The sequence below is a fragment of the Paenibacillus sp. 01T424 genome (assembly GCF_056398745.1).
Genome location: NZ_JBFTPZ010000005.1, coordinates 317,794 through 343,339 on the forward strand (window position 1 = coordinate 317,794; position 25,546 = coordinate 343,339).

At 41.1% G+C, this 25,546-nt stretch carries 26 protein-coding genes and 1 pseudogene; 3 read left to right on the plus strand and 24 right to left on the minus strand.

Annotated elements, in window-relative coordinates; translation table 11 throughout:
• Nucleotides 1-213 precede the first annotated feature (213 nt).
• The 20 genes and pseudogenes from cntE to AC1DPK_RS07100 all read right to left on the minus strand — a co-directional run bounded on the left by cntE (nt 214) and on the right by AC1DPK_RS07100 (nt 18,054).
• Entirely contained in the window at nt 214-1,401 is a 1,188-nt protein-coding gene (gene cntE / locus AC1DPK_RS07005; protein WP_441884009.1) for a staphylopine family metallophore export MFS transporter CntE, read from the minus strand.
• Nucleotides 1,402-1,459: 58 nt separating this feature from the next.
• The gene (locus AC1DPK_RS07010) at nt 1,460-2,194 is read right to left on the minus strand and encodes an ABC transporter ATP-binding protein (RefSeq protein ID WP_477509779.1); all 735 of its coding nucleotides are present in this window, start codon (nt 2,192-2,194) and stop codon (nt 1,460-1,462) included.
• A gap of 3 nt (nt 2,195-2,197) precedes the next feature.
• Nucleotides 2,198-3,004, minus strand: a complete 807-nt coding sequence (gene cntD, locus AC1DPK_RS07015; protein ID WP_477509780.1) for a staphylopine uptake ABC transporter ATP-binding protein CntD — start codon at nt 3,002-3,004, stop codon at nt 2,198-2,200.
• A 4-nt stretch (nt 3,005-3,008) separates the two neighbouring features.
• A complete protein-coding gene (cntC, locus tag AC1DPK_RS07020) occupies nt 3,009-3,905 on the minus strand; it encodes a staphylopine uptake ABC transporter permease subunit CntC (protein ID WP_477509781.1) in 897 nt (298 codons plus the stop codon).
• Nucleotides 3,906-4,838: a nickel/cobalt ABC transporter permease gene (opp1B, locus tag AC1DPK_RS07025; RefSeq protein WP_477509782.1), complete on the minus strand. Its 933-nt coding sequence runs from the start codon at nt 4,836-4,838 to the stop codon at nt 3,906-3,908.
• Between the two features lie 96 nt (nt 4,839-4,934).
• Nucleotides 4,935-6,551 carry a staphylopine-dependent metal ABC transporter substrate-binding lipoprotein gene (gene cntA, locus AC1DPK_RS07030; protein ID WP_477509783.1) on the minus strand — a complete coding sequence of 539 codons (1,617 nt, stop codon included), beginning with the start codon at nt 6,549-6,551 and terminating at the stop codon, nt 4,935-4,937.
• Between the two features lie 44 nt (nt 6,552-6,595).
• Entirely contained in the window at nt 6,596-7,900 is a 1,305-nt protein-coding gene (locus AC1DPK_RS07035) for an opine metallophore biosynthesis dehydrogenase (RefSeq protein WP_477509784.1), read from the minus strand.
• 30 nt (nt 7,901-7,930) lie between these two features.
• The gene (locus AC1DPK_RS07040) at nt 7,931-8,725 is read right to left on the minus strand and encodes a class I SAM-dependent methyltransferase (RefSeq protein WP_477509785.1); all 795 of its coding nucleotides are present in this window, start codon (nt 8,723-8,725) and stop codon (nt 7,931-7,933) included.
• A gap of 26 nt (nt 8,726-8,751) precedes the next feature.
• Entirely contained in the window at nt 8,752-9,585 is an 834-nt protein-coding gene (locus AC1DPK_RS07045) for a histidine racemase CntK family protein (RefSeq protein WP_477509832.1), read from the minus strand.
• A gap of 97 nt (nt 9,586-9,682) precedes the next feature.
• On the minus strand, nt 9,683-9,922 hold the full coding sequence (locus tag AC1DPK_RS07050; protein WP_477509786.1) for a hypothetical protein: 240 nt from the start codon (nt 9,920-9,922) through the stop codon (nt 9,683-9,685).
• Between the two features lie 112 nt (nt 9,923-10,034).
• Entirely contained in the window at nt 10,035-10,934 is a 900-nt protein-coding gene (locus AC1DPK_RS07055; RefSeq protein ID WP_477509787.1) for an NAD-dependent epimerase/dehydratase family protein, read from the minus strand.
• Nucleotides 10,935-10,969: 35 nt separating this feature from the next.
• A complete protein-coding gene (locus AC1DPK_RS07060) occupies nt 10,970-11,629 on the minus strand; it encodes a type 1 glutamine amidotransferase domain-containing protein (RefSeq protein WP_477509788.1) in 660 nt (219 codons plus the stop codon).
• Between the two features lie 109 nt (nt 11,630-11,738).
• Entirely contained in the window at nt 11,739-12,626 is an 888-nt protein-coding gene (locus AC1DPK_RS07065; RefSeq protein ID WP_477509789.1) for a LysR family transcriptional regulator, read from the minus strand.
• 276 nt (nt 12,627-12,902) lie between these two features.
• Nucleotides 12,903-13,442 (minus strand): GNAT family N-acetyltransferase, encoded by a 540-nt coding sequence (locus AC1DPK_RS07070; RefSeq protein WP_441883974.1) that lies wholly within the window; start codon nt 13,440-13,442, stop codon nt 12,903-12,905.
• Nucleotides 13,443-13,814: 372 nt separating this feature from the next.
• Nucleotides 13,815-14,708 carry a nicotianamine synthase family protein gene (locus AC1DPK_RS07075; RefSeq protein ID WP_477509790.1) on the minus strand — a complete coding sequence of 298 codons (894 nt, stop codon included), beginning with the start codon at nt 14,706-14,708 and terminating at the stop codon, nt 13,815-13,817.
• Between the two features lie 177 nt (nt 14,709-14,885).
• Nucleotides 14,886-15,119, minus strand: a pseudogene (locus tag AC1DPK_RS07080) (thioredoxin reductase); the annotation flags it as partial.
• A 61-nt stretch (nt 15,120-15,180) separates the two neighbouring features.
• Nucleotides 15,181-15,513 (minus strand): helix-turn-helix transcriptional regulator, encoded by a 333-nt coding sequence (locus AC1DPK_RS07085; RefSeq protein WP_477509833.1) that lies wholly within the window; start codon nt 15,511-15,513, stop codon nt 15,181-15,183.
• Nucleotides 15,514-16,005: 492 nt separating this feature from the next.
• Nucleotides 16,006-16,872 carry an SDR family oxidoreductase gene (locus AC1DPK_RS07090; RefSeq protein WP_477509791.1) on the minus strand — a complete coding sequence of 289 codons (867 nt, stop codon included), beginning with the start codon at nt 16,870-16,872 and terminating at the stop codon, nt 16,006-16,008.
• Between the two features lie 24 nt (nt 16,873-16,896).
• Nucleotides 16,897-17,379, minus strand: a complete 483-nt coding sequence (locus tag AC1DPK_RS07095; RefSeq protein WP_477509792.1) for a hypothetical protein — start codon at nt 17,377-17,379, stop codon at nt 16,897-16,899.
• Nucleotides 17,380-17,484: 105 nt separating this feature from the next.
• Nucleotides 17,485-18,054 carry a MarR family winged helix-turn-helix transcriptional regulator gene (locus tag AC1DPK_RS07100; protein ID WP_477509834.1) on the minus strand — a complete coding sequence of 190 codons (570 nt, stop codon included), beginning with the start codon at nt 18,052-18,054 and terminating at the stop codon, nt 17,485-17,487.
• A gap of 300 nt (nt 18,055-18,354) precedes the next feature.
• Here AC1DPK_RS07100 and AC1DPK_RS07105 point away from each other — a divergent pair, with 300 nt between their 5' ends.
• A complete protein-coding gene (locus AC1DPK_RS07105; RefSeq protein WP_477509835.1) occupies nt 18,355-18,939 on the plus strand; it encodes a hypothetical protein in 585 nt (194 codons plus the stop codon).
• Nucleotides 18,940-19,098: 159 nt separating this feature from the next.
• Here the strand turns inward: AC1DPK_RS07105 and AC1DPK_RS07110 are convergent, their stop codons facing one another.
• The 4 genes from AC1DPK_RS07110 to AC1DPK_RS07125 form a co-directional block, all read right to left on the minus strand.
• Entirely contained in the window at nt 19,099-19,824 is a 726-nt protein-coding gene (locus tag AC1DPK_RS07110) for a glycerophosphodiester phosphodiesterase (RefSeq protein ID WP_477509793.1), read from the minus strand.
• Nucleotides 19,825-19,902: 78 nt separating this feature from the next.
• On the minus strand, nt 19,903-20,088 hold the full coding sequence (locus AC1DPK_RS07115; protein WP_477509794.1) for a hypothetical protein: 186 nt from the start codon (nt 20,086-20,088) through the stop codon (nt 19,903-19,905).
• Nucleotides 20,089-20,204: 116 nt separating this feature from the next.
• Nucleotides 20,205-21,035, minus strand: a complete 831-nt coding sequence (locus AC1DPK_RS07120) for a metallophosphoesterase family protein (protein WP_477509795.1) — start codon at nt 21,033-21,035, stop codon at nt 20,205-20,207.
• A gap of 36 nt (nt 21,036-21,071) precedes the next feature.
• Nucleotides 21,072-22,019, minus strand: a complete 948-nt coding sequence (locus tag AC1DPK_RS07125; protein WP_477509796.1) for a glycoside hydrolase family 43 protein — start codon at nt 22,017-22,019, stop codon at nt 21,072-21,074.
• Nucleotides 22,020-23,174: 1,155 nt separating this feature from the next.
• Here AC1DPK_RS07125 and AC1DPK_RS07130 point away from each other — a divergent pair.
• A complete protein-coding gene (locus tag AC1DPK_RS07130) occupies nt 23,175-24,305 on the plus strand; it encodes a glycosyltransferase family 4 protein (protein ID WP_477509797.1) in 1,131 nt (376 codons plus the stop codon).
• Nucleotides 24,302-25,300: a phosphotransferase gene (locus tag AC1DPK_RS07135; protein ID WP_477509798.1), complete on the plus strand. Its 999-nt coding sequence runs from the start codon at nt 24,302-24,304 to the stop codon at nt 25,298-25,300. The genes AC1DPK_RS07130 and AC1DPK_RS07135 overlap by 4 nt, the downstream gene beginning before the upstream one ends.
• Nucleotides 25,301-25,546: the final 246 nt, after the last annotated feature.

Below are 25,546 nucleotides of genomic sequence, written 5' to 3' on the forward strand. Positions count from 1 at the left end.
TTAACTCCGTGAGGAAGCAACCGAAAGCCTCATGAATAATAACAAAATATAGAATTATACTTTTGTTCAGCTACTCAAAAAAATACTAAAATAGAAACAACAAAAACCCTTCTGCTTGGATCACAAAAGGGTCGATTTTTTAAATTATGAAATATGATTTAATGTTTTTTTAGCTTGCACATGTCTATGAATAATAAATATTTTCAAGCCCTGCTATCGTTGTCGAACAGACATTTTCCCTCGATCATAAGCAAGGATGATCATCGTCGCACCTAAGCCAGCACAGATCATATACATCATAGAATATGAGGTGAAATCAGCTATTGGCCCCATAATAACGCCGCCCAGCGAAATTCCTAAATCAGCCATAGCAATAAAAAGTCCGATTAACACATTGCGGCTCTTCTGCGGCAAAACAAATGTTAAATAGGTTGTTAATGTAGGATAGATGAGAGCCTGAGCCGTTCCCATTAAAATGGATCCCGCATAGAAAAAAACAGCTCCTCCCGTTACAGAAAAGCTCACGCATTGCGCCGCCAATGTCAAAAGGAGCATATTCCCCATCAGAAATGATGAATGCCATTTACCGCTTGACGGAATCTTTTTTCTTAAAGCAAAACGAGCCAAAACAACGGTACCCGCTTGCAGCATTAGATAGATTCCAGCATTGCCGTTTTTTAATTCCGAAGCGTATAAAGGAATAAAGGTGGTAACTGCTCCAAATACCATTGAAGCTACTAACATCAACATGCTGCACTTAAACAAGATTGGGTTAGTTACTAACTGACCGAAGGATTTAAACATACTTTCTGACTGCCCGGTCTGATTTGCAGCAGTCTGGTCGCTTCCTTGATCCATTTTGGTGCCATAACCGAACACCCCAGTAAAGATTGCAATCGCAATCATGACCATCGTAAAATAATTCATATCCCCCGTTTGCCAAATGCCCAAAGCCAGAACAGGGCCAAGGATACCCGGCATATACGTAAATAAAGAATAAAGTGAAATGCCTTGGGAGCGATCCTTCTCTGGCAGTGAATCAATGATGCCGATCTGCAAAGCCATTGAGAAAAAAGCGGTTGAAACTCCTTGTAAAATACGAGCAATTAAATAACCCTCTAAACCCGTAATCGTATAGAGGATTAATGCAAAACCATTGACGATAAGAATAATGCGCAGCACTTTTATCGGTCCGTGCATTTGAATAATTCGGCCTGCCCACGGTCGAAAGAACATGGTAGTGAACAAATACGCCCCCATGATTAAACCGATCGTTGTATTGCTGGCTCCGAGTGACTCTCCACGCAAAGGTATAATGACATTTAATATGGAATTGCCGCTGAAATAAAGAAGAGCCAGCATATACAATCGTATAAAAGGCCAAGATAATGCTCCACTCACAACTTCCCTTCCTCCTAACTTCTGCATGCAAATATCCTATTCTCCAAAACTCATTCAGCTAAAAAGTGATAAGCATCTGCAACAATTTTTTCGCATATTCCGACTTGACGTCTTTTAATTGTTCGATTCTCACTATTTCTTCAACTTGACCATCTCTAAAAATAATGACTCTATCGCAAATATAGGCCGCAGCCTGTATATCATGTGTGATAAATACATAACTCATGTTGTACATTTTTTTTAAATCTTTTAATAAATCAAGCACTTGGGTTTGAACAGATACGTCTAATGAGCTGATTGCTTCATCTAACACAATGCATTTTGGCTCTGTGGAGATGGCTCTTGCAATACATACCCTCTGTACCTCTCCGCCCGATAGTTCATGTGGATATTTTTTTCTATAGGATGGAAGTAATCCAACTTGATTTAACAGCGTATCAACCATGCTATGTTTTTTTTTATACCTTTTTATTGGCTCCATAATGGCTTCTTCGACCGTAAAAAAAGGATTAATGGACGACTTATAGTCTTGAAATACCGCGCTAATGTTGCCAAAGCGCACTTTTCTATCCCCTACACTCTTGCCATCAAATAAAATGCTGCCTCGATCAGGCTTTTCAATGCCTAATAACAAACGCCCTAAGGTCGATTTTCCGCTGCCGCTCTCTCCAATAATACCGAGACATTCACCCGCTCCACATTCAAAACTAATATCATTCAACACTTTTTGTTTCTTTTTCGAAAAAAAACCGCCATTTTCATACGATTTATCCACATGATCAATTTTCAGCATTGTTCAACCCTCCCCCATGATCAGCTTAAAATGATTACTCAGCGCCAATCTAGTAGACAACAAATATTTTGTATATTCATGCACTGGTTCTGAAAAAACAGTTCGGATGCTCCCTTGTTCGACAATCTCTCCATCCTTCATAACCAAAACGTCATCAGCCATTTTTTTTACAACGCCGAGGTCATGAGAAATAAAGATCATCGAGCAGCCCATTCGCTCACGCATTTGCATAAATTGTTCAACCACTTCAAATTGTGAAATGGTATCCAGACCCGTTGTTGGCTCATCTGCGATAATAACGTCGGGCTCCAGTACTATTGCGAGCGCAATCATAACTCGCTGCAGCATGCCCCCCGATAGCTGATGCGGATACTTATTCATCACTTCGATCGGATTGTTCAACATCACGCTTGCCATAGCTTTTTTCATTTTTTCTACGATTTCGTTCGTACTCCAGCCGAAATGTTCATAAAGGGTTTCCTTCAAATGAATGCCGATTACACACGAAGGGTCAAATGCACTCATCCCATTTTGCATAATCATACAGAGCTGCTTTCCCCTTTTTTTCCTCATTTCATGTTCTGAAAGCTGATTTAGATGTTCACCTTTAAATACGATATCGCCAGATTGGCGCAGCCAGGCTTTATTCAACCCCATAATCGACCTGCTGGTGACAGACTTGCCGCTCCCGCTTTCCCCTACTATAGCAAGGCAGCTGCCTTGCTTTAACTCGAATGAGCTGTTATGAATGATCACATGATCCGTTTTCATATCCCATACTTTTAAGTTTTTTACCGCTAATACATTCATGGCTTTAATCTGCCACCTCTTTTTCGCGAAATCTTTTTTTGGTCACGATTCGTTTCCCTTGAAGCATAGAATTAGAGCTCATTAACTTCGGATCCAATGCAATCTGAAGGGCATCCGACAAGAAATTAAATGCCGAAACGATAATAATAATAGCTATGCCTGGGGCTAACATGAGCTCAGGTCTTGTAAACATAACTTCTCTCGCTTCATTCAGCATCATTCCCCATTCCGCGTCGGGCGCTTGAATGCCTAATCCTAGAAACGAAAACCCTGATATTTGCAAAATCATCGAACCGATCGCGCTGCTCGAGATGACTGTTATGTCCGCAAATGTAACCGGAATCATATGCTTATAAATAATTTTTGCATTGCTGATGCCAGATGCTTTGGAAAATTTGACATAATTAAGTTCGGAATACTGCATCACAGACGTTCTGATTACCCGAGCAAACCATGCCCATTTCATAACAACAAACGCTATCAAAATGTTTTCAAGACCTACACCTAAAATGCCGACTATCGCCAATGTCATAACATATAGCGGGAAAGAAAGCATGATATCGCAAATTCTCATAATAAAGGCATCTACTTTTCCTCTAAAGTAACCTGCGATAAAGCCTAATAGTGCGCCTATCCCTATCGATATCGCTAATGCAGCCAATACCCACAAGACACTGGGACGAATGCCATAAATTAATCGGGATAGAATACATCTCCCCAAGTGATCGTTCCCGAGCAGGTATTCCCAGGACGAGGACGCATATCTTACGCTCATCTTGACTTCGTTAGGATCGTGCGGGGCAAAAAAAGAGGGGAATAATCCGACAATAAGCGTTGCAGCAATAACGATTAAGGATAAGCTGCCTATTTTATCTTCGCTTATGTTTTTTAATCGTTTCATCTAGATCTCCTTCCTCATTTTAGGATTCAAAGCGGCATTTACGATGTCCGATATGGTATTAAATAATACAAATGCGACTGCCACTATTAGAACATAGGCTTGGATCACAGGGAAATCTCTGCTTAGAATCGATCTTATACTTAAACTTCCTAATCCTGGCCACGCAAAAACATTTTCAACAACGACGGTGCCTCCTAAAATAATCGGGATAGCCATACCGAATATCGAAATGGCAACCTGCAAGGAATTTCTTAATATATGCATCGTAATTTTTTTCTCAGACAAGCCAGATGCCCTGCCATATAGAACATAGTCTTCATTTAGATTGCTTATCATCGAGCTTCTGACGTTTCGAAAATAAATCCCTGCATAACTTATCGCAATCACAGTTACCGGCAAAATATAGCTTTTATACGAATCCATTCCGCTCGTAGGCAGCAAATCCAATTTAACGGATATATACCAAATTAATATAGCTGCAAGCCAGTATGACGGCATGGATGTTAATAAAAATGAGATGCCCCTTACTGATTTGTCTATCATTTTCCCTTCATTTATTGCACTAAGCACCCCCAATAGGATGGACAAAACAATAACAACGATAGATGAAACCAGCGTTAGCTTCAACGTATTCAGCAAAGCTGGGCCTACCAATGACCAAATCGGTTTTCCTGTGACATATGAATCTCCAAAGTCTAGTTGCATGCAGGCAACGACCCAATGTAAATAACGAATGATAAATGGCTGGTTCAAGCCAAGTTCTTCTTTCGTCTGAGCAATTAAATCATTTGTTATATTGGGTATGCCTTGCGCTTGCAATATCAATTGGGCCGGATCTTGGGGAGAGAGATTAATGAATACAAACGTTATAAACGAAATAATTAATAGAAGAGGGATTGCTAACAATAGCCTTCTAATGATGTACCTTGCCATATAAAAATCTCCTTTCTACAGAAAATATCAAATGACTCTATCCTTCTTTACTCAAAATAAAAAAGGGAGTAATCCTCCCCTTTAATTTTCCCCGTTCTATTCAAAGCTCATTCGCTCGAATGGCAGCTCAAATTGTGTTTGTTTAAACGAGATATCTTTTATCTCTTTTGGCGCCACGATAGTGACACTGCCATTCGAGATTGGAATAAAGACAGCTTCGTCATGAACGATTGTCATAATATCAGCATATAACGATTTCCGTGCAGCCTCATCCTTGGATACCATGACCGCATCAATTTTCTTGTAAAGCTCACTTGCTTCCGCAATTCCGCTTGTTGTATGCAAATAAGCATTCTCAGAAGTAAAAGCAGAGATAGTGCTTTGCGGATCATAAGCGAGTCCCCATGTTTGATTGAATAATAAATCATAATCTCCGGTTGATCTTCTTTTGGCGATTGAGGTTGATTCCTCACCGATAATTTCCAATTGAATACCTATCTCCTTCAAAGAGCTTTGAATAAATTCAGCCTGCGTTTTTTGGGAAGAAGAATTGCTGTCATAATATAATTGGATTGCTAATGTTTTGTTATCCTTCACTCTAGCTGCAGCGCCTTTCTCCAGTTTCCATCCTGCACCTTCCAATAGCTGCTTCGCTGCTTCCAAATCATAGTCTCGTTTCTTCAAATCGACATTCGCATAATTGACGTTAGCTGAAAATAGGGAATGCGCTGCTGATTCAGTCCCGTTAAAAATATCCTTACTAATCGTATCTCTATCAATAGAGTGCCAGATAGCTTCACGAACAACTTTTTCGCTTACGGGATGATCGGATTTACTGCTGTTGGCCACGATCATTTTTGTGTTCATCGCTTCACTTCTAACAAGCTGATAATTGCCTGTTTCGATTAATTGTTCCATCGCTTCAACATCGATACTGTCTGCACCACGATCGTCAGTGAACACAAAGTTCACTTCACCCTTTTGCAAAGCTAGGAATGTCGTCTCCCCCGCTGGGAGAACTTTAGACGTAATTTTTTTAATGTTAGGTGCGCCGCCCCAATATGCTTCATTTGCTTCAAACGAAGCATACTCATCAGATTTATGGTCCGTAAGCTTATATGGTCCTGTTCCGTTGTAGCCGTTTACGCCATTTTTCGTTTCTCCATCCATAAAGTTTTTAGGGGAGATGAATACGTACGGCCTAGTCATGGATAATTCAACTAAGGTTGGATAATAGGATTCAGACAGTGTGAGTTCAACTGTATATTCATCTACCGCTTTAACGCTTACTATTTTTGTCGACAGCTTGATCCAAGTATGCTTTTCTTTATTATGTTGTACCGCTTCAATATTTTGCTTTACAGCCTCTGCGTTAAAAGGTTCACCATCATGGAACTTCACATCTTTCCTCAAATGAAAGGTATATATTTTGCCATCTTCTGAAATTTCCCATGCTTCAGCCAGTAAAGGCATGATTCCCTCCTTTGTGTTTTCGACTAAAGATTCGTACACCATTCCTTGTGCTGGCATTGAACCTGCATACAGATGTGGATTCATATCATTAATGTCTTTGGCCGATGCATACACGAGTTCTGTTTTCTTTTCCTTATTTGTTGGATTCGATTTCGCATCTTTGACGTCACTGCAGCCTGCCAGCACAATTAAAAGCATCAGCATGGATAAAACAACAACAAGCAAATTTCCTTTTTTCACAATATTTCCTCCTAAAAAATATAAGTTCATTATGCTTTCAACAATTATGCTTTTAAATATTTCCCAATTTCATTACAAATTCTGTTCAAGTCTTCTTCAAAGCTTTGAACAGCAAATGCAGCAGATAACCTAATTTCCTTATGAGATCGAGCAACTTCTTCCAACTTTTTCTCATAGGTTTGTATGAATTTATCGATGGTAGGGCATCTCGAATCTAAATATTTTGCAATTCCCTGAATGATTTTCAGACGATAATAATCCTCCTTTGGCATTCTTGGAATATCCAAATCACCTTCCCTATTGATGAACATCTTTCTGATAGGGACTGCAGAAAAGTCGAAATATTTCCCATCCTTATCTGGTTCAGAAAAAGGATCGATCAATAGCGAGGTATAACGGATATACAACAAATACTCTTGATGAATAGTTTCGAACGTGGGGAAATTATCTATATCATGACGTGATAAACTTTCGAGTCTTACCGGATAATTGTCATCCGTCATAAATTTAAGTAAATTTATACCTTTTATATGTAACTTACTGATAATATTCATAATTTCTTTCCAATGGGCCAACATCTCACGAATGAGTAATGGTGTAATTGGCCCTTCAGGATAAATTTTATAAACATACTTTATGGTTTCTCGATCCCCGAATATCGTGCTTAAAGAAACGTCATTCATAAAGAGCGGCGGATGAACGTATAACGAAATATTTCTTGTTTCTGCTTCAATCGGCGATTCCATTATGTCTATCGCAATACCTAATTGTTTGTATGCTTTACAGAGTTCTTCAACATTAGGAGACGGGTACTTTGTAGAGCCTATAAAAACTTTTTTCTTGACCGCTGTCGTTAGGGCATGATTTGTAGGTCTAGCATGCATCCATCTTGTATCACCAAAGTAGGTGGAAAAACTAATAATCTCCGTACTCGGATTATAATCATTCATATAATGGCGAATTAAGCTATTCGAGCCTAACGTCGGTGAAATTAATAGCATGTTCTTTACTTTCCTTAGAAGCTTAGGATCGATTTGTTTCAACACTTCGATATAGGCATCCGTTGTGACAGCAAATATAAGGGTATCCCACTCACCTGTAATCGTTTCGTACCCTTTAAATACGTGATCAACAAAACATTCACCCTCCATAGCACGATGCTTCTCATTCTGAATGCTTACACGTATACGTTGATTGCTCTGTTTAATCGAATCAAAAAATGACTCAGAACGTACGGATTCTCTCCCTACTATCGCTATACGGCAATCCCAACATTTTTTTAGATTCACAGCGAGTTGAATCGTAGCTGGTCCCGTGCCTAACAGCAAAACATGTTTGAAATCACCCATAAATGCCTTCCTTCCTAATAAAAAAACACACTATGCTTTTTGGTACAATGCAATATCAAACAAATGATCTGGACGTCTTACCTGTTCCACCAACCTCCATTTTTGAGCATTCACCTCTTTCAATGGAAAATTGAATAATGATTTTATTTGTTCTCCATATCTCATTGCCACAACGACATGCTTATTGGTCAATGAATAGAGCTGATCCAAAATGTCATATTTATTTTCAACGGTTGAGCTAAAAATGATATGGGAAGCCTGTTTCGTAAAATCAAGATTTTCCACCAGCCTATTCTCTAATCGAATATTTAAGCCGCTGCTAAATTTCTCCACAACGCTCCTTCCAAGCTCTAAAGCTTCATCGTCAATATCTAAGCCAACGACCTCCGCTCCAGTGCGCTTCGCAATCAAAATGGGCGTCATCGGAAATGCACCTGAGCCTATTAATAACACTTTTGAATCCGAGGATAGTTGGAAGCTCCCAAATTCTTCTTCGATGCACGATTCTATGTTTTTGAAATAATCGGTTATCTCAGCATTTCCTTCATGAAGCTTTAATGCACGATATTTCTCCATAATCGCAACGCAAAATGCCGATTTTCTTCTCAAATCCACCACAAGTTGAAGAATATCATTGGAATCATGATGTCCAAGTAGATCCCAAGCTTCATGGTTACTTCTGTTTGTTACGAATTTCGAATATTCATCTATTAAATTTTCCATCTCCGAGCTATTGTTAACCGTATGATCATATCGACCTGCTAAACGATCAAATTTTTCTGAAAATTCAATCAATTTATTTTGAAAACTCTTCACCTTATTCATTGTTTTCCCCCTGCTATAAAAAATCACTACACTTCTATAAAAGCTTTGCCTTGCGCAACAATTCCAACAGATCCTTCAATTTTAAGACTAGCAAGTACTTCTTTATAACAATCCGCCATTACTTTAATCGTGCCACCGGGTTGTTTTATTTGTGCAACAACTCCCTTCTTATTTTTCCATGCTAGATAAGCACCCAATGAAGCAGTCCCTGAACCGCATCCCCTTTCCCAGATCATACTGTCTAGATGCGGAACATAAATCAGCGGAGCTAATTCAGCAGATTGTGATTTATACAATAAAATGCCAACCAAGTTTGCATTTAAAGTTGATCCAAATAATTTAGCTAATCTTTGCGCTTTATCTCTATTCCATTTATCAAATTGCTCTACTTCTATCACAATATGAGTAAACTCCTGGTAACTCACTAGAATAACATCCAGATCGCAACCGTCATGTTTAATCGTTCTCTTTTCTATCTTGTTAGGAACTGGCATAGCAACTTGACATAAATATTCATCTGCCATTTTTCTTACCTGGCATATGATTAATTTATCTGTTCCTGATACCTCTAATCGTAATTCCGCCAAGGCATCCTGATCCAACCCTTTTTCTGACGCAATAAAAGCTGCCAATGACATGCACGCATTCCCGCAAAACTCACCTCCAGCCATGATCAAATGTGCATCCGCTTCTTTTTTATTCGATTTTTCGATAAAACCTACTTGCTCCGCATTCACGTTGTCATAGGACATCATTTTTGTTGCAATATGCTTATACTCATCAACAGGATGATTCGATTTAACTAAAATCGTCATATTTTGTGTTGGATTAAATTTAATAAAATCTATTTCCTGTTTCATCACAACTACCCTCAACCCTCCGATTTTTTATTGGTATTCCTTTAATGTGTAGAGTTTCCCAAGCTATAAAGTGTAATAATTACGATATAACATTGTTTTAAATGTAATGATTACGATTATCACTCACAGGATTGATTATAGCATGATGTTGAACCGTGTCAATATTGATTTTGGTTTTTTTTGGTTTTTCAATACTATTTGACCCTACTAAACAGCGGTTGCGCGGAATTTTATGTTTTTCAAAAAGAAAAAGCCACCTAAAAAGGCGGCTTACAATCCAAAAGAGTGCAAAAGAATATTTTCCATTCCCCGCTCCCAGCTTTAAATCCAATAACAAAGGAACAATTCCCTCCCATTAACCTTTTTCTTCTGTCCTCGATTGGATGAAAGTGCTCTGATTAACGGGAGCTCCTCCCTTGTTGATGCTCTTAAAATTCTCTACTGACTTACTATTGTAAATTGTTTTTTATCCAGCTAAGCAGTGATTCTTCCTTAGGGGCCCAGCCAAGTAAATTTCTTGCGTGAGCCGCACGTACACGGCTGTTTGAAGCGATGGCAAAACGCGCCCAATCCCCAATCTCTGCAATCGACTCGTCTGCGGACCAGCTTATCGTCTTGCCGCCAAAGCCTAGCGCCTCACTGACCGATTTGGCGATGTCCCCGTACGATTCCTCCCCATTTTCGGCAAAGAAATACGATGCGGAAGGTGCTTTTTCAAGTGCCAACACATACAGCTGAACCAAATCCTTGATGTGTACATTGGACCAGCGGTTTACGCCTTTACCAACGTGAACGCCACCTTTCAGCTCACGCGACTTGCGAATAATTTGAGGCAATTGATCGCTTTCCACAGGCAATGCTAATGCATCACCATAGATCATAGACGGGACAATCACGATGCCTCTCACCCAATCCTCAATTCCAGCCCTGCGCACGAGGTTGTTGATCGCTACGCGATTTTCCCTAATATCCATAGGCACAAACGGCGTTTCCTCGTCAAAAATATGTTCGCTCGCTGTATCGCCGCGGGCATCATCCCCAACCACACTCGAACCCGAAGTATGCAGAAATGGTTTCCCGCTTCCGCGCAGCGCAGCAATAAAAGTCTCAACTGCCACTAAATGATCAGAATCGGCCGTATGAATAACTGCGTCGCTGAGTTTGGCATACTTCGTTAGAGTATCTGTATCATCCAACGTTCCAAGTATAGGCTCTATACCGATTTCCCTTAATGCTTCCACCTTATCGGGATTACGAACCAGACCGTAGACGGTATGCCCCGCATCAAGCAAAGCTTTGGCCACCCATCCACCAATATAGCCTGAAGCTCCTGTAACAAACACTTTCATAACTATCCCTCCTCAATCATGTTGTATAACTTAAATTAAGATAACTTTTCAATAACGGCTTTCGTTACAGCAAGCGTAGATTGCGGGTTTTGACCAGTAATGAGGTTGCCGTCCACCTCGTAATGAGTAGACCAGTTCGGCGCTGCCACGAATATTGCTCCTAGATCACGAAGCTTGCTCTCCAGCAAGAAAGGCAGATGCTTGTCCAGCGTCGTTTGGGCTTCCTCCCGATCTGTAAATGCATTGACTCTTTTACCCGCTACAAGCGGTTGTCCATTTGTCAAAGTTACACCAACCAGCCCCGCAGGACCGTGACATACAGCAGCTACAATTTTATCTTGTTCATAAAAATCACGCAGCAGCCTCTTCAGGTTTTCGTCATGCGGTAGGTCGTACATCGTTCCATGACCGCCAGGCAAAAATATAGCGTCGAACCCTTCAGCAGATACTTCATCCAGTTTTATAGTGTTCTCCAAATATTTCTGTGCATTCAATATTTCTTGCGGAGTGTTAGCATCAACACTTCCAGGATCAATTGGGCCGATTCCTCCAAGCGGGCTTGCAACCGTTACTTTATATCCTTGAGCCGTAAACTCCATATATGCTTCGGCGAACTCTGAAAGCCATATGCCGGTCTTTTTTCCTTCATGAATATCGGAATGGTTCGTAACAACGATCAGCACTTCTTTTGACATAATATTTAGCCTCCATTATTTTTTATTCTGCTGCTTCTTTATTTTAAGGCTCAGTTCATATATAAAACAAATTACGAAATAACTGTTCATTTATAATTATTTTTATAAATTAAACAGAATGATCCTTCGTATTTTCCTTAATGACTGACATGATTTCATTGATTAGAGACAAATGCTTATTCTTTAACTGATAAGCGAGATATAGCTCGTTTTTTACTTTTAAATGTTTAAAAATAACTTTTGTTTTCCCTGCTTTTAACGAATCTTGCAAGAGATATGTAGGGATGACACTCAAGCCCATTCCAAGCTCAACAGCATTCAGGATCATATGTAAATTAGGAATGACATGAATAGGTCTAATTTGAGGACGCATCTTAAAATGCTCTCTCCAAATTCTTCTTATGATTGGCAGTTCCAAGCCATAGCTGATCCATTTCTGTTCTGAGAGCCATTGCTCTTCAAGCTTCAGATTATCGAATGCAACAATTTCATAATCGCTTGGAGCAACGATAACAAACTCCTCATCCATCAATTTCAAATACTCGATACCGGGCGTTTGAAACCTTTTGGACATAATGAGGATGTCTAGCTTGTCTTCCTTCAGCAGCTCCAGCAATTGCTCAGCAGTTCCAAAATGTGAAATGGTACAAACATTATATTTAGGAAGCTGCGGCAGTATTTTTTCACTAAAAAACTCATGCGCCGCTCCAATCTTGATTACGCTCAACGTAGGCAAAGAAGTTGATTTAAAGTTCATCGTCGTATTCTCTAACGATTCAATGAGCGGAGCGAGCTGGGAATACAACTCCTTTCCCCGCTCTGTCGGGGTGATTTTTCTAGTCGATCGAATAAATAAAGTTTCTCCGACCTCCGCTTCCAAGGCAGCTAAATGCTGACTCATGGCCGGCTGCGTCATCATGCGGGTTTTTGCTGCTTCGGAAACGGATTGATGCTTGTAAATCGTGCAAAAGCTTCTATACCATTCAAAATCAACCATGCTGAATCCACCTTTGTACTAACATAAATAACACTATATTATCACACCTTGCCAGTGGGAACATGCATTTAAAACACATGGGAATGCAGTTCTATAAAATATTGTTAATATCAATAAAAGTAAGTACAGAGCCGGTTTAGTCAAATAAAACAAATACACAGAAGAAAAACCTTCCAGCAATCGCTTAGAAGGTTCTTTTTGTTGCTTTTAGTGAAGCTTTTCGTCATACAAAAAACGGTCCAAAACTTTCTTGAAGACAGTTTTTTGCATAGTTTGTTACGTAGCAATATCATGTTGCATGATTTTATTGCAATCTAAAAAGTCTAACCGCTCCACTTTATACAAATCATAGATCTGTTGCGCATTATTTATCGATTTATATATTTGATGGTTTATATCATTTGCTAATTTGGCATACGGTAATTTTTCTATCGCCTTCCTCGATCGAATATTTTGTTTACGGACTTTCAAAAATACCGTTTCGATATTATGCTCAAGGAATAGTTCAGTAAAAAAGGATTCCTTCGCTCGTTGGTTATAACCTTTTCCAAAATAAGGAGTTCCAATCCATGTGGCTAAAAAGCCGGTTTTATTAACAATATCATATAGATCAATGGTACCAATGGGATGTCCATTCTCATTTATTATTGTTCTAGATATACATGTCTCCTGTTCTTCTTCAACGATCAACTGTTTGGTTATGAATAAGTATTGTTCATATAATTGGCAATTATAACGAACGTAAGGAAAAACCGCAGGATCCATCATTAAGTCATACAGTGAATGGCATTCCTGCAAATCACGTTTTTTTAACATTAAATCTACCACCTAGTCCTTTTATTTCGCTATTTCTAACCATTAAAGTATATAAAAGAACTTCGATGCTTTAATTAATTCTATATGGTCTTTGTGTAAATTCATCGTAGAAATTACTTACGCTTTAACTGCGGCAGAGAATGATGTGAGCTGATCTTATCAGCTTGTCCACCATCCCCATTTAAAGCGTGTCCTTTAGCAGATAGTTCACTAAATGAGCAATAAAAATAGCCACCTGGAAGGGTGGCTCGCACTAAAAAAAGTGAAAATGTATAAACTGCTCGACTTATCCCAAACTCCTCATGCAAATCAGATCCTCTAGATCTTCGCCAATAATGTCGATTGCTTTGACGTTATGTACACGATACGATGTCAACCAGGTATGGCAGGAGCAGTCATACTTTCAAGAAACAAGGTCGAATTAATGACTAGCGTTTCTTCAGGCCAAGTTCGCGTCAGAATCCGCCAACCTTGCTTTTTTAACTGCGATTCATCAACCGCTTCATACATGATTCGCTTCATTCCCTCAGCTGTTCGAACAGCTACTAGAGAATCTGGGGATGTACGTTTAATTTGATTCAGCACCCCAAGCTTATCTCTAACGAGACTAGCCACGAATACTCTACTATATGAGCTATAATCAAAATCTGATCCATTCTCCAATACAACAGTCACTTTATTCCCTAATCCCATACGCTCGAGCAAAAAGCATGATGAATCATAGGCCACAGGATCAATTTCTAGGCAGAGAACCTCAACATCCCCGATAAGATGCAAAATAATAGGACTTAGTGGCATCGGCCCACTTCCAACAAAGACAATCCGCGACTTCTCTTTCTGACCATCCGCTCGAGTAATCCGGCGAAGAGTGGACAGCTCCTCACTAACTAAGGCCATATAAATGTTCCAGTAAGACAGCCTTCGAATGTTATCCAAGACGGAATCCTCTGATTTGCTAATGTGAAGAGAATCGCCTAACTCTACTAAAAATTCGGCTTCTGACAACTTATCCTGCAAATTTCGTTGGTTCATTCGAATATATTCGTTGCTAAGAACGGCCTGTACCTCCTCCGGTAAGTAGTGGGAACGTAATTGAAGTGAAAGGCGCCTAATCATGTTCGTAACTAATTGATTAGCAGGAGACAGATCAACTTCTTTTTGAAGAAGTTCATTTACTTCACGGATAAAAGCGATAAAGCCGTCAACCATTTGTATTCTTGTTGTGTTGCTTGTAAGTAAAATAGAACCAGATGAATAAACCTCCATTTACCCATTTCCTCCTTCATTCTCGATCCAATTTCTTACTACAGAATATATTCATATGATTAAGGTTGTATACGAATATAGGAACATGGATGGAACAAAGTAAGGGGACGCGAAGGTTCGCGTCCCCTACTCACTCAAATACTTACTAAGAACCAAATGCACTCCGCAAAATGACTTTTATTTCGTATATAAGCTTTTCATCAGTTCACGGTTTTTTTTCCTAAACAAGTCATTGTGCGAGGATACCATTCCATTCGCATTTGCATCCGGAGTCACGTATTGCTTTGCTTTATTAACTGCGTTCGCAGCGTCCTGGAACGCCCCCGCAATGAGATGCAGCTTTCCATCATGGTGTAAAATATCTCCTGCTGCATAGATTCCTGGCATCGATGTTTCGCTCATCGGAGATCCAAAAATCCAATGATCATGGAGCACATCACCATCAGTTGCTTGCTTAATCTAAATCGGAAAATCAATATATATGATTATCTAATTTATGTGTGTATGCGGATGGAGACACACCAAATTTTTTTAAAAATAATCTGCTGAAATATAAAGGATTCGTATAACCTACGCTAACGGCAATATCGTGGATGGAGAAATTGCCTGCTTTGAGTAGGTCACTGGATCTTTCCATACGATAATTAAAAACATAGTCAATTGGACGGAATCCGGTATATTTGTTAAAGAAGTCATTCTCTCGATTCCTGCAACCAATTAGAACTTGATGTAAGATGCTTAAGAATAATTCCTTGACACGAAGTTTTTCAATCCCTCCAGATGCATGAACATTCTGATGAAGCATGATTTGTAATTCTATCACTCTTGGATTTGCTTCCGGTTCAAGCCTGAAATGAGAGTCGCATTCATGAGTCCAATTTACATCATCTAACTTATCTATTTTATAAAAAAGCGAATAATTCACGCAATATATTTTTCGGCTGGATGACTAAACGATAGACATCTTCTATTTCATAGGTACCAGCAGCAAAGATCTCTGCTAATTTATTTAAATTTATCATTGCTCTCTACCTGCTCCCTAGCATCAAGTCGTTTTTAATGTAAACTTCGAGAATGTTGTATTTATAATTCTCTCATATATTTCTTCGACAATAAATGATGCCCTTATAATATTATCAGAATCGATTACATCAATAGAGTGGCGTAAGAGGTTTTCCTATTTCAAGCAGAACCTTTCGCTGGAATAACTTTAATCACAAAAACCGCCTGAAGGCTGTGACAGCCGGTTCAGACGGTTCAGACGGTTTGGTTTGGAGAACGCTCTATTTACAGAAGCCTACCGAAATATATCCACATTCTCTTGCAGATACCCGTCCAGCGTTCGGGGCTGTCTGCCGAGCAAACGCGTGACATCGTCCGTTGGCCTTTCCGGCACCAACGTAGACATCGTCTGAATTTCTACAACGTGGTTTGCGAGCCAAGGGGGCATGCGCCCTTGCTCAGTCAGATTGCGAAGCATCACTTGAGGCTCCACGTTTATGTAGCGAATCGTCTTGCCTAGCAAAGCGGATAGCTTATCCGCGATCTGCGGATAGCTGTAGATCTCCGATCCGGTAAGCGTATAAATACGACCGGCTGCCTCCTGGTTGGTCAAAACTTCTGCTGCAACGTCCGCTATATCCCGGCAATCGATGAAATTGCAAGGCGCATCGCCCATGACGCCGAAGAAAGCACCTTGAGCTGTAATCGTCGGAACATGGCGCAGCAAGTTTTGCATGAATGCATAGGGACGCAATACCGTGCGAGTCATACCGGCCTCGTCCAAAAACGACTCGATATCGCGATGCCAGCCGGCGACTGCCACGGGCGAGAGCTCCTCGAAGGCTGGACTGGATATTTTGACGATATGCTCGATGCCGGCTTCGGCGGCGAGGCGAATGATCGTCATTTCCATCTCGACCTGTCTCGGGCTGTTGGATATGGTCATGAAGAGCTGCTTCACTCCGGCAAACGCGCGGCGAAGCGATTCGGGATCGGCGGCATCTGCCCCTGCCACCTCGATCGTGGATTTACCTGCATCTCCGAGCCGGTTGCGCAGCATCTCCGGTTCCCTGCTGAGCGCCCGAGCGGGCACCTCAAGATCGGCCAAACGTTTCAAAAGTTCGCTCCCTATCGTGCCTGTTGCTCCAATAATCGCTATCATCTTCTATCTCCTCCGTTTAACGTGTCATTTTTTTTCCAACGCCTTGCGCCAACGCCATGTTATGATCGTGCTTGCAATCGTGCCGGATAATGGAAAATCGATCCATATCCGATCAAACCAAATCGAATAGTCGCTCAAACGAACTGTATCCGGCACTTTGTTCGTCACCCATGCGGCGTAAAAGCCGAGCGAAGCGCAGATTATCGCGAACATGACAACGACTAGCAAACGAGGCGGTCCAACAACCCATCGTATGCTTCTCCCCCGTTTGCGCAGCCAAAGCCCCAATAGCCATGCAATCAGTGCGGACGTTCCCCCAATTGTGGTTAACGCAGCGATCTGAAGGCTCTTGTCGCCTGTGATCAGTCCCCCGATGCCTGCCATGACGGCGGGCGAAACATAGGCCATCAGTACTTCGCGCCATAGCACAAAACCTTTCAATTCGGAACCTTCCGTTGCAAGGCTATAAGCAGGATCTGTATTGTGCGAATGCTTCACATTGCTCATGTTGTCACCCCTTTCTTCCAAAATTTGCTACAAATGTTTATATCGCCATATAATTAGGCGCCTAACTATATGGCGGTAAATAAGGGCTAGCATGACTAGCCCGTTTTACCCTTTCTTTATGCTACCATTTTCCTTGGATGCGCTCGGCTCGTCGGTCAATGCTGACATGCCTTGCGTCACCCGGCCTAACAAATCGAGAAATACTCTGCGCTCCTCGACCGTAAGCAAGCGGACCATCGCTTCCAGTCTCTCGAAGTGCTCTGAAGCCATGTCGCGAAGCTTGCTCGCTCCATTCTCAGTTAAGATGACTGACTTCTGACGGCCATCCGCCGAACTGGTCCGGCGGGATACGTAACCGTCCCGTTCAAGATTGTCGATAAGCCCCGTAACGGTAGCACGCGTTACGCCTAGATGCTCCGCTAATTGCGAGGGCAGCTCTTCGCCCTGGTGATCTTCAAGATCCGCTAATAAACGATACCGGCCTGTGGACAAACCGAATCTGGAAAAATGAATTTCCGCGGCATGTTCAAGCTTGGCTCCAGCGGCCATCAGCCTAGACGCGACAAGTACGGCTTGCGCATCGACGTTCAACCCGTAGCGCTCAATCTGACGTTTCGTTTGGACAAGTGAAGGAACAGCTTGACTATCCATCATTACATTTTTATCGTTCGCCATAAATGTAGTATGGCACCTAATCATTTTTGAGTCAATATTTTTTTTCGCTGTCATCCCAGCTCCTCTCCCCCTCGTGAGTGTCTAGTAACACAAATGGGCGAATGCGCATAGACTAGCGCTGAATATCATGATTCTTTGGCATTGGAGATGTGAGAATTGAGCAATACAAAAACAACTAAGGATAAAGCACAGCAATTTTCCATGAAAAAACTTTCACCCGTAAGCATTGTAAGAGAGCTTCCTCCCGTCCGCGGTAATTTAAGGACCTCCTCCTCAAATTCTAAGCCCTCCGATAATCAAATGGGCACAATATTGGCTATCGATGCATGCGTAGATCGCGCTTTTCGAATTCCTATATTTTTGAGTACAACAAACTCAGTAAATGACCTGCAAGGACAATTTCTGAATCGTCTTATTGCGGAAATTGAAGATGCATTGCTCTTTCCCCGCACATTGCCTGTAAGCGAACAATATCCAGAGAGCATCCTCACGAATATACGACGCTTGGTTTTTTCAAGCTACGGGTTGCTCACGATCAACTTCCGCAAATTTTTTGTTGAAATTCTTCAATCCAATGTGGGGCAGCCGCCATCGAGCACTCCGTTCTGGGAAGGATCGACTTTCTCTCAAATCGAGCCTGCCATGGCTTTTCAATTCGGAATTCCAATATTATTAGTTAGAGAGAAAGGAACGGACGTCAATAATGGCGTTTGGGCTGGTGGAATCACACCTCTCAACATATTTATTGATTGGGATTCCGACAACCAATCCGTTGACGATTTCTTTAACAGTGTTCAATGGAGAGAGGTCTTTGCAAATTGGACTGCAGAGGTAAGAGGTAACTATTTACTAAGAACGGAACCCTTGTTCAATAATCAACATTAATTATAAATCCACAGCCTTAATGGCTGTGGATTTTTAAGAATGAAGGTGAACCAAGTGTGAGCGTGTGCAAGTGATTAAGCCTAAAAAAAAGACAACCTTCATCAAAAAGGTTATCCTTTACACAGTTAAAATGTTATTCATGTACTTCTAAATGACTTATTAAGAGATATGTAATTCGGGATTTTTGCGGTAAAAATCCGCCCAAAGCTCCAGATTGTCAGTTGTAACCAGAGATGTCGGATATTTTTTTGCGATTAACTCCATATCCTCAATCGTATCAATCGGCCAAGGGCCGGATTCAATGCCGTGCTCCGCAATCATTTCCGCATATTTCAGCGTCATAAATTGTTTTTGCACCCCAAGATACGTACAGCGGATCTCCTTCATAAACGGGAAAACGTAAGGCATACTGCCACCGCAAATCATTCCCAATTCAATATTAGGATCAAGTTCTCTAGTACGTGCTATGGAAAAATGGTCGAAGCTGATAATCCGCGATTGGTCCAATGTATTCGTACGGCGAACAACATCCAGCACCGATTCTTCCAGTCCCGGATACCGGTCTCCGGTTTGCTTTAATTCGATAAGCACAGAAATGTTGCCCTTGAGCAATTTCATCGCTTCCTCCAGCGTCGGGATCGTTTCTATTTCCTTCACACGGAACCTTTTCAATTCCTCCAACGTATAATCGCGGATCAAACCTTGCCCGTCCGTCATACGGTCAATGGCAAAATCGTGCATCAGCACGGGCACACCGTCCTTAGACAAATGGACGTCTAGCTCCAAGTGGGTAAAGGACAAGTCAATGGCAGCCTGAAACGAAGATAATGTATTTTCCGGTAATCTCACCGGATAACCCCTATGCGCTACACCTCTGATTTTCATAGCCTTATCCTCCACTATTATGAATTTATGAATAGGCATTCGGCTGATAAAGTAAACAGCAGAATCTGCAAGCAAATTCTAGTATTTCTTAACTGTCAGATTCGAATCCGCCGGTTGTTCGATACGAGAGACTTTCTGAAACCTCTGCCGCTCTACATAGTTGGCGAATCTTGCAAACATCATGCTTGTCAGTACAGCAAAAAGCACGAAACCATAGAAGCCGGCTCCTAACCCGATACCCGCTCCACCCACGAACAGTATCATGGCCGCCGAAGTTCGTAGTATAGTTCGAAATGACGTACGATATCTGACACGGCGCCTGCCAGAGCATCATTCATTGCCTTGCCTCCACTCCAGAGCGATCTTTTTAGTTTGTGCCACTAAAACTTCATGATTTGATCCCGATCCGCATTTTGCCCATATGCATTTAATGGCCGATGATACAGAGGTAATTTTTCATATAAAACCTGTGCAGCTCTTACTAATTCTTCATCCTCGATGGCTACAATTCGGGTGCGAACTTCAGACTTATCGATTTCCACGATGCGTATGGAAGGATGACACAACCCTGCAGCAGTTTGAATAAAATTCCATTGCCCTTCCTTTACAATGGAGTGTACGTGATTGTGGCCGTTGAAGTAAAAACAGTTTCCTTGTCTTTTTTGTAATACGGCTCGCATATCAATCGTAGGATCAATATGCATCTTCTCATCCAGTGACCCAGTTGTCGTGTTATATAGGGGATGATGGGCAAAAACCAAGATTGGCTTAGATGGAGAAACGAGCATTTGTGCCTCCAACCATTCCAATTGTTCCGGATTAAGATGACCGCTATAATCTTGCGGGTCCATTTCTCTAGTCGAATCAACAAACACGAACAGGGCATCACTTGTTTCATATACATCGTTTAATGGTTGATCAATCAAATATTGAAGTTTTGTTTTAGGTAATTCATATGCATCGTGATTCCCTAGTACTTGTCGAAACGATACACCGGAGCTACGAATATACTGATATACGTTTTCGAATTCTTCCTCCGTTCCCATGTGAGTCAAGTCGCCAAGGGAGATGTGTAAATCTGCCTCGATTTCGAATAGCTTTTGCAAATATTTTTCATAGAAACATTCTTTAGCCCTTAACAGTTCTTCATTTCCTTGCACAAATTTGTTATCAAAAAAATGCAAATCTCCAAATAGCGCCAAACGCATCATTTTATCTCTCCCCTATCTAAATTTGAGTCGATTTCATTATTCGCCAGAAGGCACATCAATTGGCTGATCGATTGGGACCGGAATTCCGAAATCGGGATTACCTTGTTCATCCCATCCGAATTTTTGTGCTCTAGTACTTCTATGCGCACTTCCTGCGCCTGATACTGAAATAGCGTGGTAGATTATCCAATCTTCCTTGCCATCAGGTGACTTAACAAAACTATTATGTCCTGGCCCGAACACTTCGTTTTCCAAGCTCTTTTGGAATACTGGACTTTCGGTTTTTATCCAAGATTTTGGATTCATCAAATTATCCTGTTCAGAGCACGTCAGCAAACCTAGTGAATAGTCATCAGACCAACAAGTGCTAGCCGAGAACACAAGAAAAATCTTCCCGTTATTTTTCAAAATTACAGGGCCCTCATTAATCGCCATACCACCTTGCATTTCCCAAGGGTCCGTTGGTGCACTTAGCAGGACGTTTTCTCCTTCTAATGTCCAAGGATTGATCATTTTTGCCATATAAATCGCAGACCCATACTCCGGAAAATGGCCATATCCCGCATATAGGAAAAAAAGACTGCCCATATGTTCAAATACCGTACCGTCCAAGCCTGCATATTCTGTATTAATAAATCCTTTATCCGTCCAGGTTCCTTCAAAAGGGTCATCTTCCTCATTCTCAAGGACAAATATTTTACGAGTACTGTCCCCGCCCCCATCATTCGCCGTATAATATACATACCATTTTTTGTTAATATAATGAATTTCTGGAGCCCAAAGATTATTACTGTTAATTCCGGTCTCTTCCGGGATCCAGATTGTTTTTTTGTCACCGTTGGCGATATTCGTAATATTGTCTGATCTCCATAGGTCTAGACGATTCCTTCTTGTAACCATAAAATAATAGGTTCCATCTACGTGTTTATACATCCAAGGATCCGCGCCATGCACTAGTAATGGATTCACAAAAGTTTTGCTCATACGATTCCCCACTCTTCTAAATTATTTGAAGTTCGTTTACTCAACAGGTGAAGATCTATGCTTATAGTAGTAGTCTTGGCCTGTCGATCCATAGACCCGCCGTTGCTTTTATTTCCCAACTTCACACTTTTTTGAAGGCAAGCATGGAGTAATGCCTTCTTTTCCTATTTTTTAATACCATGCCTAGATATTTGTGTTCATTATACTTAGGATATTTCAAAAGTTATATATTAAATTTAGTACATAATATATAAGTTATAATAAAGAGTATGAGCTGTTGTCTAATTGAAGAAATCATCGCAGATTTCGCATTTTCAGTGAATACCTCATTAACCGCCATATATTCCGAAAATGCAAAAAAGACAGCTGATAAGATTGTTTAAATTAGCATTTCGCTTAATAATGCTTTATGAAATATTCTTTAATTTGGAATACCCTCATTAGATTTATATTAATATACTTCTCACTATACGATTCTGGTGTTTTTCATTCTATTAGTGATTATTGCTTGTAGTTGAGGTATCCTCGGCCGCAATGATAGAAGAGAAGAAATATCTATCCAGAAGTCTCGTAGTTTGGGTCTTTTGTGTTCTAAAATTCATATCTAGAGCTTCAATATTCAATCTGGTCACTCATCACCGCAGAGAAAACGTCCAATCCCAAAGCATCATCCGCACATAATCTACATAGCGTTTAAAAATCGGGATGTGATTGTTTAGCAACATAAACTTCCGGTACAAACGTTTGAGTTCTCAAGCAATGCAAAACTGTACGTTCACACACATTGTCCTAGCCTTTTATAAAAGGCTAGTATCATACCAGAACAAACATCCAATCACTAAGTTCTATCAGTACATACTCTACATGGAAATCAATACACAGGGAGGCGAATTAAAAAACACGCAATAACCTAGGTACGATTTTTGTGCTTTTCATTTATAGGACATCATCGCTTGTGGTTGCAACGTCCACAGTCGCAATGAGAGACAAGATGAGAGAACGCGACGAAAAACGTGAAGAAACAATCTGCTTCCTCAACAACAACAAAGTCTATTAATTGCGTAATCTACATTCGTTAACTCATATAATATCATTAATAACTAAGTCCATTCTTTGGGCTCGTTTTATAAAAATTAATGTGAAAGGAGTACTCAAATGAAAAGTAGAAGGAAACTTAAAGTATGGGTCATGACAAATGAATTTCATCCAAATATTGTTGGGGGACTCGGTATTGTCGCAACCAATTTGACTAAAATGCTGAGCAAGCTCGATGTAGAAGTTATGGTGTTATGCTCCAGTGACTCTAAGCAACTTTCGTTTTCGAACCCTAACGGCAGACTGCGAATCGTTAGGATTCCCAAAAACTTACGTTACTTTAGTCATTACACTCGAGCGTTCAAAGCTAGTACCGTTCTGCGGGCTGCAGTAGCCATGGGCTTCGGCAAACCAGACCTCATTCATGTTCATAGTACGGATTTCGCCGCAGTTGCTTTGGCAGCAAGAAGCTTGTACCGTATTCCTATCATTTATACATGCCATTCAATGGCTTCAAAAGGAATCACTTCATCATCAGGAAAAAACCAAGCCAAACTGTTTCTCACCGCGAAACGGATCGTCGTTCCGAGCAGGTGGCAAGCAAATGAAATCAAACGGCTGAATCCACGTAAACAAGGCAGTATAACCGTCATTCCTAACGGTGTGAAAGCCAAGTCGAAGCAAACTAAAGGTTCTCCTACCAAATTGCTCTATGTCGGAAGACTTCTTCCTTCGAAAGGCATTAACCCCTTAATCAAAGCTGTTGCTTTGTTATACCACAATCACAAGAATGTTAGTTTAACAATCGTTGGAAGCGGCTCAGTGGCTTATCAAAATAGTCTACAAGCCCTCGCAAAGCGATATGGCATTGCTGAACGCATTCATTGGATTAAAAAGAAACCGAACGATGCGGTACAGCGGATGTACGCTACTTATGGGGCCGTTGTTGTTCCGAGCAAAAAAGAGTCGTTCTGCCTTGTCGCGCTCGAAGCGATGGCAAACGGCGTACCACTTGTATCGACATTATCTGGCGGGCTAAAGGAATTTGTGAACACACGGAATGCCCAAGTTATTCATTCCGTTGATAGCTCCACTATCGCCGATGCAATTGCAGCGCTGTGGAAAAATCCGGAGAAGAAAAAGCAGCGTCTGACCAACGCCCATTCGACTGCCGCTCGTTATAGATGGCCTTCAATCGCTCGCCGCTACAAATCACTATATATGAAACTGAGGAAGGTGAATTCGCCTTGAGTGAGCAACCGATTTCTAGAATCGCAGAACGATTTGGAATAAAGGCAAGCAGAATAAAGAAAATTCGGAAAGGAGTTTATCGGGTTGTAACACCTAGCGGGAAAATATTCAGCTTGAAACGAATGCCAAAGCAGCTTGCGCGTTTACAGTGGACCGACCGAGTACTGCGACGTGTCCAAAATAGCGGACCACTTCTTGCATGGCGCAATCCACAAATGCCAGAAGGACGAAGGCTTTATGTAATCTCGCAAAAAGGAGAGCCTTACGTACTTACACCATGGATCTCAGGGAGAGAGCCTTCTCCCCGTTCTTTAAGCGATATGCATGCATGCGGCGTCGCCTTAGCACAATTTCATTTGGCTGGACGTACCGGACTTAAAGGTAAAATCGCTCATAGCAGGATCGGATCATGGCACTCTACTCTTCGTTATCGGCAACGGAATCTACAAAAAAAGATTACCAAGGCGATTAGAAATGGTTTCAGTCCTCCGATTAACCGCTTTGTACAACAGCACCGCTCGGAAATTTTGCATTATTCGAGCCAAGCGGGAGCTCTGCTGCGAAGCAGCGGATATCGAGCTTATTGCCGTAGTCCACGCCAAAACGGAGTACTATCACACGGCGATGGAGGGCCCAGCAATTTTATTCTAAATAAAAAAGGAACATATCTTATCGACTTCGAAACGCTGCACGTCGATTTGCGCGCCTACGACCTGTTTCGAGTCATCTATAATTCGTGCAAAGATTACAATTGGAATTTCGCGATTGCTAAAGCTATTCTGACAGGTTACCGCAAGGTAGCGAAACTGAGTAAAACCGATTATGAACTTATTCAAGTCTGGTTACGGTTTCCGTACACTACGTACTTGGTGCTATCTCCTTTTGAGAGGTTTCCTTTAACTACAAGCTGGTTGCAATGGGCGCTTGCATCAGAAAGGAAAATCGGCTCGTTCCTGCAAAAACTCGACAATTATGCCGCGAAGCATAGCCAATAAATTTGCGGTAAAATCACTGGTTTGAATACTTCATTTACTCCGGTCTCGACTTTCTAAAAGAAGCTGTTCTTCCTTCGCAGGCAGTAATATTAATAGAGTAGACTCAACAAACGTGATTGCTTCTTTCCCACTCAGGGATTCAACTGCAGAAATATCGGATTCACTTAGATACTTCGTCATCATCAAGTTGGCCATTAAAACAACCATATTATTAATAAGTTTCTTCCACTTCAGTCTCGCCCTCAA

What these genes read in the sequence shown, in the direction of transcription:
- AC1DPK_RS07010 (WP_477509779.1), bottom strand. Translation starts at nt 2,194, where the DNA reads ATGCTGAAAATTGATCATGTGGATAAATCGTATGAAAATGGCGGTTTT.
- cntD (WP_477509780.1), bottom strand. Translation starts at nt 3,004, where the DNA reads ATGAATGTATTAGCGGTAAAAAACTTAAAAGTATGGGATATGAAAACG.
- cntC (WP_477509781.1), bottom strand. Translation starts at nt 3,905, where the DNA reads ATGAAACGATTAAAAAACATAAGCGAAGATAAAATAGGCAGCTTATCC.
- opp1B (WP_477509782.1), bottom strand. Translation starts at nt 4,838, where the DNA reads ATGGCAAGGTACATCATTAGAAGGCTATTGTTAGCAATCCCTCTTCTA.
- AC1DPK_RS07035 (WP_477509784.1), bottom strand. Translation starts at nt 7,900, where the DNA reads ATGGGTGATTTCAAACATGTTTTGCTGTTAGGCACGGGACCAGCTACG.
- AC1DPK_RS07040 (WP_477509785.1), bottom strand. Translation starts at nt 8,725, where the DNA reads ATGAATAAGGTGAAGAGTTTTCAAAATAAATTGATTGAATTTTCAGAA.
- AC1DPK_RS07045 (WP_477509832.1), bottom strand. Translation starts at nt 9,585, where the DNA reads ATGAAACAGGAAATAGATTTTATTAAATTTAATCCAACACAAAATATG.
- AC1DPK_RS07055 (WP_477509787.1), bottom strand. Translation starts at nt 10,934, where the DNA reads ATGAAAGTGTTTGTTACAGGAGCTTCAGGCTATATTGGTGGATGGGTG.
- AC1DPK_RS07060 (WP_477509788.1), bottom strand. Translation starts at nt 11,629, where the DNA reads ATGTCAAAAGAAGTGCTGATCGTTGTTACGAACCATTCCGATATTCAT.
- AC1DPK_RS07065 (WP_477509789.1), bottom strand. Translation starts at nt 12,626, where the DNA reads ATGGTTGATTTTGAATGGTATAGAAGCTTTTGCACGATTTACAAGCAT.
- AC1DPK_RS07070 (WP_441883974.1), bottom strand. Translation starts at nt 13,442, where the DNA reads ATGTTAAAAAAACGTGATTTGCAGGAATGCCATTCACTGTATGACTTA.
- AC1DPK_RS07075 (WP_477509790.1), bottom strand. Translation starts at nt 14,708, where the DNA reads ATGGAGGTTTATTCATCTGGTTCTATTTTACTTACAAGCAACACAACA.
- AC1DPK_RS07085 (WP_477509833.1), bottom strand. Translation starts at nt 15,513, where the DNA reads ATGCTTCATCAGAATGTTCATGCATCTGGAGGGATTGAAAAACTTCGT.
- AC1DPK_RS07090 (WP_477509791.1), bottom strand. Translation starts at nt 16,872, where the DNA reads ATGATAGCGATTATTGGAGCAACAGGCACGATAGGGAGCGAACTTTTG.
- AC1DPK_RS07095 (WP_477509792.1), bottom strand. Translation starts at nt 17,379, where the DNA reads ATGAGCAATGTGAAGCATTCGCACAATACAGATCCTGCTTATAGCCTT.
- AC1DPK_RS07100 (WP_477509834.1), bottom strand. Translation starts at nt 18,054, where the DNA reads ATGGCGAACGATAAAAATGTAATGATGGATAGTCAAGCTGTTCCTTCA.
- AC1DPK_RS07105 (WP_477509835.1), top strand. Translation starts at nt 18,355, where the DNA reads ATGGGCACAATATTGGCTATCGATGCATGCGTAGATCGCGCTTTTCGA.
- AC1DPK_RS07110 (WP_477509793.1), bottom strand. Translation starts at nt 19,824, where the DNA reads ATGAAAATCAGAGGTGTAGCGCATAGGGGTTATCCGGTGAGATTACCG.
- AC1DPK_RS07115 (WP_477509794.1), bottom strand. Translation starts at nt 20,088, where the DNA reads ATGATACTGTTCGTGGGTGGAGCGGGTATCGGGTTAGGAGCCGGCTTC.
- AC1DPK_RS07120 (WP_477509795.1), bottom strand. Translation starts at nt 21,035, where the DNA reads ATGATGCGTTTGGCGCTATTTGGAGATTTGCATTTTTTTGATAACAAA.
- AC1DPK_RS07125 (WP_477509796.1), bottom strand. Translation starts at nt 22,019, where the DNA reads ATGAGCAAAACTTTTGTGAATCCATTACTAGTGCATGGCGCGGATCCT.
- AC1DPK_RS07130 (WP_477509797.1), top strand. Translation starts at nt 23,175, where the DNA reads ATGAAAAGTAGAAGGAAACTTAAAGTATGGGTCATGACAAATGAATTT.